The organism is Arhodomonas sp. KWT (genome assembly GCF_010993615.1).
In genome coordinates this window covers 1-561 of the sequence record NZ_WNXE01001061.1, presented here as the reverse complement: position 1 = coordinate 561, position 561 = coordinate 1, and the positions used below count along the sequence as shown (strand labels likewise).

Annotated in this window: 1 pseudogene; it reads left to right on the top strand. The window is 72.9% G+C overall.

Going from position 1 to position 561, the window contains the following annotated elements:
• Positions 1–32: 32 nt before the first annotated feature.
• Positions 33–561: pseudogene (locus G7A99_RS24150) on the top strand (hypothetical protein); the annotation flags it as partial.

The following is a 561-nucleotide window of genomic DNA, read 5'->3' as shown; positions in this document are numbered from 1 at the left end:
GTCACTACCGGCTCAGGGCGCCGTCGGAGAACGTGCCCGCCACGCTCCAGGACCTGCTCGCCGGGCGGATGGAGGCCCTGGCCGAGGCCCGGGGGCTCGCCCAGCTCGCGGCGACCCTCGGCCGCGAGTTCGACGGCGAGCGCCTCGCCGCCATCTCGACCCTCGACGGTGACGACCTCGAGCGGGGCATCGCTCACCTGATCGGAATCGGTTTCCTGGAGCGGCTCAACGCCACGGCCCGGACCCCCGGCCGGTACCGTTTCCGTCACTCGCTCATCCGCGAGGCGGTGTACGAGAGCCAGGTCGACAGCGAGCGGCGCAGGGCGCATGCCCGGATTGCCGAGGTGCTGCGGGAGCGGTACCCGGACAGCGGGCGGGAGTCCCCGGAGGTGCTGGCACGGCACCTCGCGGCGGCGGGGAACGCGGAGGAGGCGTTGCCGTATTTCGTGCGTGCCGGCTACCGGATGCTCGCCCGCGCGGCGCACATGGAGGCGTTGAGCCAGTTCAGCGAGGCGCATGACATCGTGGACGGCCTGCCCGAGAACGGGACGCGCCGGGAGT